Raw genomic sequence first — 14,189 nt, forward strand, 5'->3', positions numbered from 1 at the left:
GGCCGTTTTCAGACGGCCTCAATTTTTTTTGTTTGGGGAAAAATGACGGTATGAATCAGAAATCGTTTCCTTTCAAATCCCTCGTATAAACTTTGTCTTCGACATCCGATAAGTCGTCGTTCCGCCGGTTTGCCAGAATGATGTCCGCCCGTTGCTTAAACTCCGCCAAATCTTTGATGACGGCGGAACCGAAGAATTCGTCTTCTTTATATTTCGGTTCGTAAACGATGACGGGGACGCCTTGTTCCTTGATACGTTTCATCACGCCCTGGATGCTCGAGCTGCGGAAATTGTCCGAACCGGATTTCATGGTCAGGCGGTATATGCCGACTACGGACGGTTTTTTCGCCAGCACGTCTTTGGTGATGAAGTCTTTGCGGGTGCTGTTGGATTCGACGATGGCACCGATGAGGTTTTGCGGTACGGTTTCGTAGTTTGCCAATAGTTGTTTGGTGTCTTTGGGCAGGCAGTAGCCGCCGTAACCGAACGACGGGTTGTTGTAATGCGTGCCGATGCGCGGGTCTGCCGATACGCCGTCGATGATGTGGCGGGAGTCCAAATTGAAAGCCGCGGCAAAGGAATCCAGCTCGTTAAAGAATGCTACGCGCAACGCCAGATAGGTGTTTGAAAAGAGTTTGATGGATTCGGCTTCGGTCGGGTTGGTCAGAATAATCGGTGCGTCGGGTACCAGGCTGCAATCGCGCAGGGCTTCAGCGAATCGTTCCGCCGCCGGATTGGTATCGCCGACTACAATGCGCGAGGGATAAAGGTTGTCATGTAACGCTTTGCTTTCGCGGAGAAATTCAGGCGAAAAGATGATGCGGTCGGTATTGAATTTTTCGCGCATTTTGACGGTAAATCCTACCGGAATGGTGGATTTGATGATCAGGTAGGCACGGTCGTTTTTCGCCAATGCGGTTTCCAGCACCGATTCCACCGAGCTGGTGTCGAAATAGTTGGTTTCCGGATCATAATCGGTCGGGGTGGCGATGATGATGTATTCTGTGTCGGCGTATACTTCGTCCGCGTGGGTCGTCGCATGCAGATTCAACGGTTTGGTGGCCAGATATTCGCTGATTTCGGCATCTTGAATCGGTGAAATTTTCCGGTTTATCAGGTTTGTTTTTTCCGGGCTGATGTCCAACAGCTTGACTTCGTGTCGTTGTGCGAACAGCACGGCATTGGAAAGGCCGACATATCCGGCGCCTACTACGGTAATTTTCATCGGGAGCTTCATACTTTGTTTGTTTGTGAATGCAGTCGTGATTCACACAGTTTTAGTAATGTTTCGGTGGTGTGTTTGCGGTTGTCAAATAATGTGCTGATATAAATATGGCGCGCCAGACTGAGGGTGGTATAAATGTCCACTTCTTTTCGTTTGGCAGTTTCGCTGTCTGCCAGAAATTGCCGCAAAAATGCGTCTTCATGGGCTTTCAGTGCATCAATACCGCCATATAACCGTAATGCAAGCTCTTGAATATGTGCAATATAGTTGCCTGCATCTAATGCCGCATGACCTTGGCAGAGCAAATCGAAATCCAGCAATACAATGTGGCCGGGGCGGCCGTAACGTTCAAGTATCTGGTCTTGATAAAAATCCCGGTGTACGGTTACGAACGGCGTTTCTGACAAGTGCTGCGCCAAAGTTTCGCATCGGCCTAATACGTTTGCGATGCGTTTTGCCCATTGCGGCAGAGTGGTTTGCGCCTTTGTCAGGCGGTCGCGCAAGATTTCGAGTTCGCTTTCTTGCGTCCACCGCGGCAATTCTAATTCTTGTGCCGTCCGGCTTCGATGCAGGGTGTTGATTGCGCGGGCAACGGCTTGGCCGAGAAAAGCCAGACGGCCGTTTTGCGGCATCAATATGTTGCCGACGTTTTGTTCGTTTACCTTATATTGGAACCAAGTATTCAACGCGGGCAGTTTGCCTGCCGTTTCGGGTACGCTTGTTTGTGCTTGAGTGTCGAAACCTGATTCCCACAGTTTTTGCTGTATGAGGTACGAACGTTCATCCAGCCCTTTGGCGCGGTATTTGCCGATTAAATGCCCTGTATCGGTTTGGTAATCCACTAGGGCGCGCCGCCGTATTTTGTAGCGGCACAATACGGCAGACTGTATGTGTTCATGTGCGGGCAGAATTTTTTCGTCGTGCAGCAACGCCTGCATTTTTGGGACGTCCAGCAGGGTTATAAGGGGGGAGTCTTCGGAAAAACAGGTATCGTTTTCAGCCGTCAGCATATAAGGGTCGTCGGTTTTGGCCAAAATCTCCTCAATACGCTGCAATAGTTGCAGGACGCATTGTTCCCATCGCGGGTCGCGCTTGCGGAAAGGTTCGGCACCTAAGCGCAGCATGGCGGAAGCGGTAAACCAGTAAAGTCCGTCAAGGCTCGTTCCGCTTTTTTTCCGGTAAGTATTGAGGAAAGTGTCCAATATTTCGTCGGCCCGCCGGCGCGGCAGTATGCTTTCGATTACTTGCAGTTCCAATCTGGCTTGGAACGTGGCTAAATCCATCAACGGATTGCCGTAGGCGGAACGGTCCCAATCCAGAATGTGCAGCCTGGCCCCGCCGAGTTTGTTTTCCCGCCGGATCACCTGATCCAGTGAAAAATCTCCGTGGATAAGTGCAAAATGTTCGGGAACGGAAGCCAGCCCTTTTTCGACACGTTCGACCAAACTGACAAACCATTCCGTTTGTTCCGGCAAGATATGCTTGAAGGTGTTGATGACACCTTTTAATGATTTAGCTTCGTCTTCGATTGTGTATCGAATCGGATGTTTGTAACCGGCATGATGAATGCGCGTAACCTGTCTGGCCAGTTGTCGGACTAAGTCGGCCGTGGGCGGCTCTCCTTCTTCCGGACAGAGGCTCCGGCCTTTCTGCCAGTTGGTGGCTAGGGTACGGTTTGCGCCGTCTGCTCCCAGCAGGTGAACGCCGCCTTGGGCGACGCCGAATGCGTTGCCCATCAGCATTTTGGTAAATTCGTCCGGATTGGCGCAACGGATAACCGCCAAAGGCTGCCGGTCTTTGCTGATTCTTGCCACCAAGCGGCGTTCCGGTTTGTAGCGCAGAATATCGATTTCCAGTTCTTCGTAATCTTGTAACGGCTGCAGCGAACAGGCTTTGAACAAATGCCTGCGTTCCGCTTGGTCAATCAGCCATTTCAGATGGCCTATTCCGCGGTCGTGCGCAGGATGCAGAAGCATGATATGCGAATCGAAAACAGCCAACGGAGCCTGCGGATGCCCCGACTGTACCAGTTTCTGTCGGGAGGGCTTGTTCCAAGATTCTTTGAACCGCTCTTTGGTCAATGCCTTGGCGTAGTAATACCGGCTTGAACCGTCCGCAAGCCTGATACGCACTGTGCAGGCGCAACTGTTGGCCGGTTTGTAGCGCAAATATTCAATCTCCGCTTTTTCTACCGTGCATAATGCAGGAATTGCCCGCAACTTTGTCAACAGCAATTCCGTATCCAGCAACGCGGCCAACCCGGGAAGGGCGGGATCGTTCGAAATAATTTTTTTATCTGCTTCTGTTAACATATCAGGGCTGGTTCTCTATTTCTAATTAATAATTGGGTACAAACAAATCAGCTTATCTGCATTTTCCACCAGTTTGCATAATTCTGACCGAGGGCCAGCAGTTCCTCGTGGCTGCCCTGTTCCATCACTACGCCTCCTTCGATGAAGATAATCCGGTCGGCAGTGGCTGCAAACGCCAAATCATGGGTAATCATGATGGTCGTACGGTTTTTCATTAAATTATGCAAGGCGTTAATCACATGGCTTTCGCTTTCGCGGTCCAAACCCACGGTCGGTTCGTCCAACAGCAGAATCGAGCTGTGGCTGATGGCCGCCCGCGCCACTGCGATACGCTGTCGCTGGCCGCCTGAAAGTGAACTGCCGAGTTCGCTTAATATGGTGTTGTAACCGTCGGGCAGGACGCTGATGAAATCGTGGGCGTTCGCCAGTTTGGCGGCGGCAATAATTTCACCGTGGGTTACTTCGCCGGCATTGTGCAATGCGCCCAGTGCGATGTTGTCGCGGATACTGACGCCGAACAGCAGGTTTTCCTGCGGCACGACGGCGATTTGTTTGCGCAGACTGGCGATGGTGTATTCCTGAATATTGCAGCCGTCGATGCGGATAATCCCGCTGTCAGGTTCGTACAGCCTCAGCATCAGGTTGGCAATGGTCGTTTTGCCCGAACCGGAAGGGCCGACAATCGCTACGCTCTCGCCGGGATTAATTTTGAAATCCATGCCTTTCAATACGGATACAAAGTTTTTATCTTTGTCTTGGTAACCGAAACCCACATGGTCAAAATGGATTTCGCCACGCACATCAGTCAGCGTTTTGGCGCTGGGCCGGTCTTTAATGTCGGGTTGCTGGTCCATCAGGTCGATAATGCGTTCGCCGGCGGCCAATGCTTTCGATAGACGGGCGGTGTATTTGGCATACTCGCGTACCGGCCGGAACGAATTGTTCAGGTAAGACATAAACACAATCAATTCGCCCGTCGACATCTGTCCGCCCAAGACATTATTCGCGCCTTTAAACAACACCACTGCCGTAACTACTGCCACCAATAGGTCTACGCGGCGTTCCAAGCCTGCGGCAAGCCGTTTGGATTTCACTTCTTGCGTGCGGCTCTGATCGTTGTTGCCTTCAAAACTGCGGATGGTTTCGTTTTCCAACGACAAAGACTGGATGGTTTTGATGGACGCAATGTATTCAGATGCTTTTGAGGCCAACCCACCTTCTTTTTTGCGCTGTGCGCGGCTGACTTCGTGAATGCGCCTGCCGGAGCGGTTGGTCGTGAACCATAGGAACGGCAGTGAGGCAATAGCGAAAAGCGTCAGCTGCCAGTCTAGATAGAACATGACGATGAGCATGCCCGACAGCACAAAGATGTTTGCCAGCATCGGCATCAGAGCCGTTACCACCGCTTCGCGCAACATGGCGACATCGCTGACCAAGCGCATGGTCAAATCGCCGTTTTTGGCCTGAGAATGAAATCTCATCGACAAACCGAGCAAGTGCACGAACAAGTCGCTGCGTACCTTGGCCAAAATGCGGCTGCCCGCCAGAGACAGCCCTACGGTACTTAAAAAGTTACTGGCCGCCATCAGGAGGGCAATCAGGACGACGGCTATTCCGCAACCCAGCAGCAGATATTGTTTGTCAATAGACTGAAGGGAGATTTCAAACAGGCTGGTGTCAAACTTGATGTTTTTAACTGCGGGACTTTTCCCGCCGTCTATTTTGTCGACGTGTTCCACTACTTCGACCAGGATGTAATCCACGGCGAAAGCCAGCGGAAGCGGCTTGAGCAGGCGGACGAAAGTCGCGGTCAGCATGGACAACAGCGAACCGGCGATAAGCCAGCGTTCCGGCCGGATGTAATCTCTAAAACGGTTTGCCACCAGCCACCAGTTGCTTTGCTGCATGGCGGGGCGGTCAGGCCGTTTCGGGCGGATGTAGTTTAGAAAACGGCGGGCGGCAGCCTGCCAGTCATAGTTTTTCATGAGCGGTTTTCTTAAAATGTTTTTTCAGACGGCCTATACCGTTTTTTTCAGACGGCCTGTATCGGCAGCAATTCTAAGAATGCGGTCTACTGCGGCGAACCAACTGTGTTCTTGTTCGGCGGTTTGGCGGGCGGAAGTGCCCAAGCGCCGAAGTTCTGCCGGTTGTTTGATGAGCGAGGCGATGCAGTCCGCCATTTTTTCGGGATTTTCGGCTTCCACCAGCATACCGTTCCGGTTGTGCGACACCACGCTTTCCAGATGGCCCACTTTCGTGGTGACAACGGGAATGCCCGCTGCCATGTACTCGTAGATTTTCAGCGGTGAGAAATAGAAATGTTCCATATTCGGATAAGGAGCGACGGCAATATCCATTCGTTCGAGCCATTCGGGGACATTTTCGGGCTGTACCGCACCGGTAAATTCCACATATTCCAGTAAGCCTAAAGCATCGATTCTGTTGTGCAGCGATTCGTGTTCGGGGCCGTCTCCGACTATCAGCAGGCGTGCATCCTGTCCGCGCTGCCGCAATAACGCCCATGCCTCGACCAGTGTCGCCAGACCGTGCCACGGCTTTAATGTGCCCAAAAAGCCTACGGTAACTTCTGAAGAAGGCGTGAGGGTTTGCAGCCTTCGGGCATTTTTTTCCGCAGCAGGGGCAAAGCGATCCAATGCCACGCCGTTGGCTACAACATGTACGCGGCCTCGGGCTTTTTCAAATGTTTCAAGGTGTTGTTTCACTCCGGGGGAAACGGCAATTATGGCGTCCGCAGCGGCAAAAACAGACTCTGCGATTCGTTGCGCTTCGTCTTCAAGCGGTAATTCGCGGTGTTTTTTCTGTTCTTCAATCAAGGGCGCATTTACTTCCAATATCCCTGCGCAACCGTGTTTTTTCGCAAAATCCATACCGGCGCTGCTCCACAGGGAGTAACGTTCGTAAACCATATCGAACGGTTCTTCCGCCTCCAGCATGGCTTCGACTTTGGCATTGGCAGCCAAAGCGGCGCGAGCACGGATTTCCACCGAGTCTTTCGGTAAGGTTTCCAATTTCCGGATTGGAACATTTTTCAATGCTTCGGGTACGTCCCCGCCCAACCGTTGGGCGAACAGGGTAACGTCCAAGCCTCTGGACAGCATTGCTTTAACCACTTCCTGTACATGGACGGAAGCACCTTTGGTGCCGAATACCGGAATGCCTGGGTCGGCACAGATATAAGCAACTCGCATGGGTCCTCCCTCCGTTTAAACGGCCGGACGGCTGTCGATTGCATCGTTGAAAATCTGACGTAATTTCGCAGCGTTGCGGTCTTCGTCATATTCGCGTTCGATTAATGCGCGGCCGTTGCGGGAGAATGTCCGGCAAAGATCATGGTCGTCCAGCAGGCGCGCCATCGCTTCGGCCAACGCCTGCGGATTTTCAGACGGCACGCACAAGCCCGTTTCGCCGTCTATGACCAATTCGGGAATGCCGGCCACCTGGGTCGAAATCACAGGCGTACCCAAAGCCATCGATTCCAGCAATACGGTCGGCAGGCCGTCGCGGTCGCCGTCGTCGCTGATAACGCACGGCGCTACAACCATATTGCTGTTTTGCATCAGTCTGATGATGTCAGGCTGCGGCATCGGGCCGACCATCGTTACTATGTCGGCAATATCCAAGGCTTCGGTTCGGGCGGACAAATCTTCATACAACGGGCCGCCGCCGACCAATGTGCAGTGCATTCGGATATTTTGTTTTTTCAGCAGCGACAACGCCTCGAGCAGTACGCTGAATCCTTTTTTCGGAACCAAACGGCCTACCGCTAGAATATGGCGTTCGCGGGAAGTAAATTCGTTGTATGGGAATTTGCTCAAGTCCATACCGTTGTAGATGCGTACGGCCTTTTCCGCATCTTTGCCGTATTGCTGTTGCAAATAGGCGAGGTTGTAGTCGGATACCGTTACCGTGGCAAAGGCATCGCGCATTTTCATATCCAGACGGGTAGGTTCTGCGTATCGGAAGTAAATATCCTTGGCATGGGCGGTAAAGGTGTAAGTGATGCCGGCAAAATCGGCCGCCAGACGCGCCACGGTCGCCGCCTGCGTGCCGAAATGGGCGTGCAGGTGCTGAATACCGCGGTTTTGTATTTCTAGCGCCACTGAAATGCTTTGCGTCAATTCATATACGGCACACTTGGCCCGTGCCAGTTTTTCCGCAAAGTTTGGCAGCCGTTCAAAGGCCGTCTGAATAAGCAGCCATACGGTCTCCGGTTTGTAATGTTTATGTTCCAAGCGCGTTACGGGTGCGCGAACCCTTGAAATTCCGTCTTGGAAATGGGTGTCTTCCACCGGCCCCAATGCAAAAATATCGATTTTCATTCCTTCGCGTTCGTGCGCCAAAATTTCATTAACCACAAAAGTTTCGGAAAAACGGGGATAGCGTTTCAGTATGTATCCGATATAAAGAGGTCGGGTTGCCGAGGTTGGGTTGTTATTCATGTTTTAGTCAGACTTTCGTGGTTAGTTGGCGTTGTTATTGTGAAGAATGGCTTGAATTTCGTTCACTATTCGGTCCAAGCCGTCAAAACGTAATACGTCGCGCGCATTCAGTTTTGTTTTTCTGGAAGCCAGCCACTCGCTCAGTGCTTGCGGCGTCAAATCTTTCGGATGCAGGCAGTCGATGACGCCCATTTCCGCCAGGCGGGAGGCGCGAATCCATTGTTCGGTTCTCGGTATGATGCGGGGCACAATCAGGGCGCGCTTGTTGAAAGACAAAATCTCGGTCGTCGTGTTGTATCCGCCCATGGAAATGATACATTCGGCGTTTCGCATGATTTTTAAGGGTTCGGGTACGAAATCGATTACCTTAATATCCTGACGCGTTCCGGCCAAAGCATGGAGCTGTTCGCGCTGCTGTCCGGGCATCAATGCGCCCGCAATCAGCAAACCGTTCCAACCTTCAGGCAATCGTGCCTGAACAAAGGCTCTGGCAAGTTCGAAACCGTCCTGCCCGCCGCCGACCGCGCATAATGCGTAAGGCGACTTGACCTCGGAAATAATATTATCGAGGCCGCGGGTTTCGTTGCGGCGGGTTTGGTCGAGATAGCCTACATAGCGCAGCTTCTCGCAGATGTCTTCGGGTAATCGGTATTCTTTAATGAAATCATATAGGTTAGGGTCGCCGTAAACCCAGATTTCGGAAAAATATAAACGGATGATTTCAATATTTTTCAGTTTTTCCCATTGATTAAGTACGGCTTCCGGTTCGTCGATAATATCCCTGACGCCTAAAATAATGTGTGTACCGCGACTGGCCAGCTCGGGGAGGATATTGTCCAGCTCGTTCATTGCGCCGCGCGGTACATTGTCGATAATGACGATGTCCGGTTCGAACGCATCTAAAGCAGCACTGATGATTTCCTTTCTGATCTTTACCAGCCGCGTAATATCATTACCTAACGAGCGGGGGATATATTTCCCTTCCGATGTTTTAAAATAAGTCGGCAATGTTACGCTGTCGGCTCCTTGGGGAAGTTTGAACGCGCCGGATTCGCGGACACCCGACAAGAGCAGAACGTCGGCGTCGGGATGGGCTTCCAATACCGATTGCGCCAGCAACATATTGCGTCGGACATGTCCCAATCCCATGGTATCGTGCGAATAGAATGCAATTCTGGGTGCCGTGTTTCTATTTTTTAATATATTCGGCATAATTTAATTGTTCCTTTAAAATTTAATAATTTTAATTAATAAATTGCTTGAAAAATAATTTTATTATTGCGTGATTATTATAAATGGTAATCCAAAAATATTCATATTAAATTTTGTAAAAAATATATTTATTAAATGAAAATATATTTTTGTAGGAAAATAGATATTTTCATTATGTATATAGATAAGATGTTAAAGAAATGATTAGAAGGGAGGTTAACTGGGTACGTTAATGATATTCTTATGTATAATTTCATTTAAATTATAATGATATAGCTTATTGACGATTGCGTTTTTTATTGTGATATTAATTAATATTGATTGATTTTTATAAACTGGTAAACTGGCACTAGATTACTAATTTTTCTTAAGGAGGCCATAATGAAAAAAACTGCCTTAGCTTTTTTAATATCTGCTTTCGCAGCAAATACCGCTTCAGCTGTAACATTGGTCGACAGCCAGAACTCCGGTACGAAAGTGGAATTTGTCGGTTCCGCCCGTATTAAATTGACCAATACCGCCGATAAAGAAACTGATGTCAAAGAAGGTTCGGTTACTAAAAATCAGACCAACCGTCCGATTCAGAATAACGGTACCCGTTTCGGGTTCAAACTGAAACAGTCGCTGGGCAATGATTTTTACGGCTTGGGCCGCGTCGAATGGCGGTTTCGCGGTAAAGACAATGCTGGTAACGATGCCCGTTCGAACCATAATTTCGACCATCTTTATACCCGCCAACTTTATGCGGGTATCGGTCATAAACGGTTCGGGGAGTTGACCTACGGCAATCAGTCGGTTATTACCGACGATGTCAAACAAACCGATTTGGCAAATACGCTGAGTTTGAGCGACGGGCTGCTGGCTTCCAGCGTCCGCCGGTCAGTCCAATATGTTTATGACAATAAAGACCAAGGTATCAAAGCCGGTGTGTTTTATGGCGGCGGCAGTCCGCGCGGCAACGACGGTTTGAGTTTGGACAACAAACGTAAAGATATTTGGGGTGTCGGTGCCGTTAAAAAATTCACAATAGACGACAAACAGGAATTTATCGTAGGGACCGGTACGTCCCGCGAACGTTTCCGCCAATCCGAACCATCCGATTATTCTCGTACCGCCTACTCAATCGGCAGCGCGTATACTTACGATAAAACCACCGTCGGTTTGGATTTGGAGCGCAGTATTACTAAAGATGAAGAGGGCGCGGGCAACAAAGAGACCAACAATGAAATCCGTACGATTCTGTACCATAAGTTGACCAGCGACTGGCGCGCATACGGTATGTATGCCTATAAAACGGAAAAACAGGACTATGTGTCCGGTTCGGATAAGAAAGAGAAACAGCACCAGTTTATGCTGGGCACGGAATATTATCTGATTCCGAAAAGCAAGCCTTTCAATATGAAAACGTTTGTGGAAGTCCAAAACACGCATACGAAAAAATATCGTCGGGACGAATTGCGTACCAAAGAGCGCAACTACACCACCGTCGTCGGTTTGCGCGCTTATTGGTAGTCTGTAAGGTGTTTTGAAATTCCGTGGTAATCAGGCAGTGAATTTTGGCTGGTAATGACCGAATACGGATTTCCCGTTCGATGCCGTCTGAAAAGAGAGGTTCTTTTCAGACGGCATCGTCGTTATATGGATGGGTAGCCGGACAACTGTGTTCGGAAAAGCAGGTCTTCTGCAAAATGGAATCTGAGGCCGTCTGAAAATGTTAGTGCCGTGTGGCAGGAACCGAAGTTTCGGTTTTGCCGGTGTCGCGTTTTCAGACGGCCTTTTTATTTGTTTCGAATTGTCTGATATATTTAAAAACCCAATTACACAAATTATAAATTTTTATCGTTACAAAAAACTGCATTGTTAAATAAAATACTATATATAGTATTTTTATGATTTAATACGCACTAAATGTTGTGTTTATGGTGATGTGAGATGAATCGGCTGAAATTCACAATCGAGCAAATCGTATGGCAGGAAGTGCCGGGCGAAGTGTCGCTGGCGTTTCTGTTTTCAGGCTGCCCGCTGCGCTGCAAAGGCTGTCATAGTGCCGATGCGTGGAAAGAAGGTATCGGCACGGAATTGACCGAGGATTATTTAAGAGGTCGTCTGAAACGCTATCGCGGGCTGATTAGCTGCGTGTTGTTTATGGGCGGGGAATGGCAGCCGGAAGCCTTGCAGAAAATGTTGGGCATCGTGACGCAGGCGGGTTTGAAAGCCTGTTTGTACACCGGTTTGGAGCGTGAGGAGCTGGAGGCGGTTTCAGACGGCATCCTGCCTTATCTGGCGTATCTGAAAACCGGCCGCTGGCAGATGGAGCTGGGCGGCTTGGACAGCCCGACCACCAATCAGAAATTTATCGATTTGCGCACGGGCGAGGTGTTGAACCGCTTGTTTATCAAAGACAAACCCGCGCCCAAAATCATCCCGATTACGACCCAGCCGCAGGCGGCCGCTTTTCAGACGGCCTGAGGCTTTTTTATCCAACCCACACAGGAGGACTTAACATGATTCGGCTGCATCCCGAACAGTTAAACGGCAAACTGCAATTCATGCACGACTACATCAGTGCGCAAAACGCGGCGGACGGCTCGAAAATGGACGCTAACGCCAACGTTACCCAGAAAAACATCGCCACGATGGAAGCGGAAATCATGAAAGACTTTTTCGTGCAGATTAACCGCGCCCAAGTGTCGCGCAAAATCGCCGAAATTTTCGACCAATCCGTTGCCGACGAATACATCCGCCAGATTGAGGCGCATGAGATTTATGTGCACGACGAAACCAGCCTCAAGCCTTATTGTGTGTCGGTGACGCTGTATCCCTTCCTGCTCGACGGCTTAAGCAAACTCGGCGGCGAATCTAAGGCGCCACAACATTTGGCTTCGTTTTGCGGCTCGTTTATCAATCTTGTGTTCGCCATCAGCGCACAGTTTGCCGGCGCGGTGGCAACGGTGGAATTTCTGACCTATTTCGACTATTTCGCCCGAAAAGACTATGGCGACGATTATTTGGAAACCCACGGCAAAGAAATCGCCAACCATATGCAGCAGGTGGTGTACAGCATCAACCAGCCCGCAGCCGCGCGGGGCTATCAGAGCGTATTTTGGAATATTTCCGTTTACGATCAATACTATTTCGACGCGATGTTCGGCGATTTCGTCTTCCCCGATTTCAGCAAACCGGTGTGGGCGAGCGTGGCGAAGCTGCAAAACTTCTTCCTCAAATGGTTCAATCAGGAACGCACCAAAGCCGTTTTGACTTTCCCCGTCGTGACCGCTGCGATGCTGACCGACGGCGGCAAATGCAAAGACACCGTGTTCGCCGACGAAATGGCGAAAGAATTGGCGGAAGGCAATTCCTTCTTCGTTTATCTTTCCGATAATCCCGACTCGTTGGCTTCCTGCTGCCGTCTGCGTAACGCCATCGAAGACCGCACTTTCAGCTATACCCTCGGCGCAGGCGGCGTGGCGACCGGTTCCATCAACGTCATCACCATCAATATGAACCGGCTGGAACAAGACGGGCGCGACCTTGCCGCAGAAGTCGCCAAAATCCACAAATACCAATACGCCTACCGCAAACTGATGGAAGAATACCAAGCTGCCGGAATGCTGCCCGTGTACGATGCAGGCTTCATCACGCTGGACAAACAGTTCCTCACCATCGGCATCAACGGCATGGCGGAAGCCGCCGAATCACAAGGCATCAAGGTCGGCTACAACGACGACTACATCAACTTCGTTCAAGGCCGTCTGAAAACCATATTCGAAGCCAACCAAGCCGCCAGCAAACACTACGGCGTGAAGTTCAACACCGAGTTTGTCCCCGCCGAAAACCTCGGCGTGAAAAACGCCAAATGGGACAAAGCCGACGGCTACAAAGTCAGCCGCGAATGCTACAACTCCTATTTCTACGTCGTTGAAGACGAAGAAATCAACGCGCTCGACAAATTCCTGCTGCACGGCAAAGAACTGGTGGACTGGCTCGACGGCGGCTCCGCGCTGCACCTGAACCTTGACGAAGCCCTGCCCGAATCCGGCTACCGCTCGCTCTTGGACATCGCCGCGCAAACCGGCTGCAACTACTTCTGCGTGAACGTGCGCATCACCATCTGCAACGAATGCGGCCACATCGACAAACGCACCCTGCACGCCTGTTCCGCCTGCGGCTCGCACGACATCGACTACGGCACCCGCGTCATCGGCTACCTGAAACGGGTATCCGCATTCAGTAGCGGTCGGCGCAAAGAACACGCACTACGGCATTACCACCGCAAAGCGGCTTGATGGTATTTAATAGATAAAGGCCGTCTGAAAATTTATTTTCAGACGGCCTTCGCATTGGGAAACGGCAAACAGCCGTTTAAATCAGTGTTTTCTGCCGTCTCAGAGCCGTTTGGCGATATAATGATGCCGATTCCTTTCCTCCGCGCCTGTATGAAGATATTGCCTGCATTGTTCGTTTCCGTACTGATACCCGCCGCAGCCGCCTCGGACACCTTCGGCTATCTGGCCTTTTGGGAAAATCCTGACAAACCGGAAGTCGTTACCGTAACCAAAACCACGCAGGAAGATGCCGACGAGCTGGCGGCGAAGGTGGAACTGGATGCCTTCTGCCGCGCGCAGGATGCGAAACTGGACGCGGGCGGCAAAGTACGCACGGGTTGCCAGAACGTTACTGCATTGCGCAATAGCTGCGCCGCTGCCGCATGGCCGGGTGCGCGCGGATTGTTGAAACACAATAATGTGGTTGTGGCGGGCAACATGAAATTCGCGCCGGTGGCGGAAGAGGCTTTGGCGAAATGCCGTCTAAAATACGGAGAAGACGCCGATTGCCAGATTGAAACCGTGTTTTGCACCTCGTCTTCTGCATACGGCGGCGGGCAGCCGAAAGCGGATTGAATGCCAAAAGGCCGTCTGAAACAGCGGTTTCAGACGGCCTTTTGCTTTTTGCATTATAATGAGGGCAGTATAAATCCAA

10 protein-coding genes are annotated in these 14,189 nt (G+C 50.7%); 4 read left to right on the forward strand and 6 right to left on the reverse strand.

The features are described from left to right. Window positions 1–55 precede the first annotated feature (55 nt). From ACI43T_RS05910 to ACI43T_RS05935, 6 genes are read right to left on the reverse strand one after another with little or no spacing between them, the layout of a single operon-like run. A complete protein-coding gene (locus ACI43T_RS05910; RefSeq protein ID WP_405385868.1) occupies window positions 56–1,237 on the reverse strand; it encodes a nucleotide sugar dehydrogenase in 1,182 nt (393 codons plus the stop codon). Continuing rightward, window positions 1,234–3,537, reverse strand: a complete 2,304-nt coding sequence (locus tag ACI43T_RS05915) for a phosphotransferase (RefSeq protein ID WP_405385870.1) — start codon at window positions 3,535–3,537, stop codon at window positions 1,234–1,236. Before ACI43T_RS05915 ends, ACI43T_RS05910 begins: the two co-directional genes overlap by 4 nt. A 47-nt stretch (window positions 3,538–3,584) precedes the next feature. Next, entirely contained in the window at window positions 3,585–5,522 is a 1,938-nt protein-coding gene (locus ACI43T_RS05920; protein WP_405385872.1) for an ABC transporter ATP-binding protein, read from the reverse strand. 33 nt (window positions 5,523–5,555) lie between these two features. Next, a complete protein-coding gene (locus tag ACI43T_RS05925) occupies window positions 5,556–6,746 on the reverse strand; it encodes a glycosyltransferase family 4 protein (RefSeq protein ID WP_405385874.1) in 1,191 nt (396 codons plus the stop codon). A 15-nt stretch (window positions 6,747–6,761) separates the two neighbouring features. After that, on the reverse strand, window positions 6,762–7,997 hold the full coding sequence (locus ACI43T_RS05930) for a glycosyltransferase (protein WP_405385876.1): 1,236 nt from the start codon (window positions 7,995–7,997) through the stop codon (window positions 6,762–6,764). 21 nt (window positions 7,998–8,018) lie between these two features. Then, complete coding sequence (locus ACI43T_RS05935; RefSeq protein ID WP_405385878.1) at window positions 8,019–9,146, reverse strand: glycosyltransferase family protein; 1,128 nt, start codon at window positions 9,144–9,146, stop codon at window positions 8,019–8,021. A 444-nt stretch (window positions 9,147–9,590) separates the two neighbouring features. Between ACI43T_RS05935 and ACI43T_RS05940 the strand changes: the two genes are divergently transcribed. From ACI43T_RS05940 to ACI43T_RS05955, 4 genes are all read left to right on the forward strand, one after another. Then, complete coding sequence (locus tag ACI43T_RS05940) at window positions 9,591–10,721, forward strand: porin (RefSeq protein ID WP_405385880.1); 1,131 nt, start codon at window positions 9,591–9,593, stop codon at window positions 10,719–10,721. Between the two features lie 420 nt (window positions 10,722–11,141). Then, window positions 11,142–11,678 (forward strand): anaerobic ribonucleoside-triphosphate reductase activating protein, encoded by a 537-nt coding sequence (nrdG, locus tag ACI43T_RS05945; RefSeq protein WP_405385882.1) that lies wholly within the window; start codon window positions 11,142–11,144, stop codon window positions 11,676–11,678. Between the two features lie 35 nt (window positions 11,679–11,713). Continuing rightward, a complete protein-coding gene (gene nrdD / locus ACI43T_RS05950; RefSeq protein WP_041961393.1) occupies window positions 11,714–13,495 on the forward strand; it encodes an anaerobic ribonucleoside-triphosphate reductase in 1,782 nt (593 codons plus the stop codon). Between the two features lie 120 nt (window positions 13,496–13,615). Then, window positions 13,616–14,110: a hypothetical protein gene (locus ACI43T_RS05955; RefSeq protein ID WP_405385885.1), complete on the forward strand. Its 495-nt coding sequence runs from the start codon at window positions 13,616–13,618 to the stop codon at window positions 14,108–14,110. The last annotated feature ends 79 nt before the right edge of the window (window positions 14,111–14,189 follow it).

Origin of the sequence: Neisseria oralis (assembly GCF_045062685.1) — a bacterium.
In the GTDB taxonomy this organism is placed as follows: domain Bacteria; phylum Pseudomonadota; class Gammaproteobacteria; order Burkholderiales; family Neisseriaceae; genus Neisseria; species Neisseria oralis.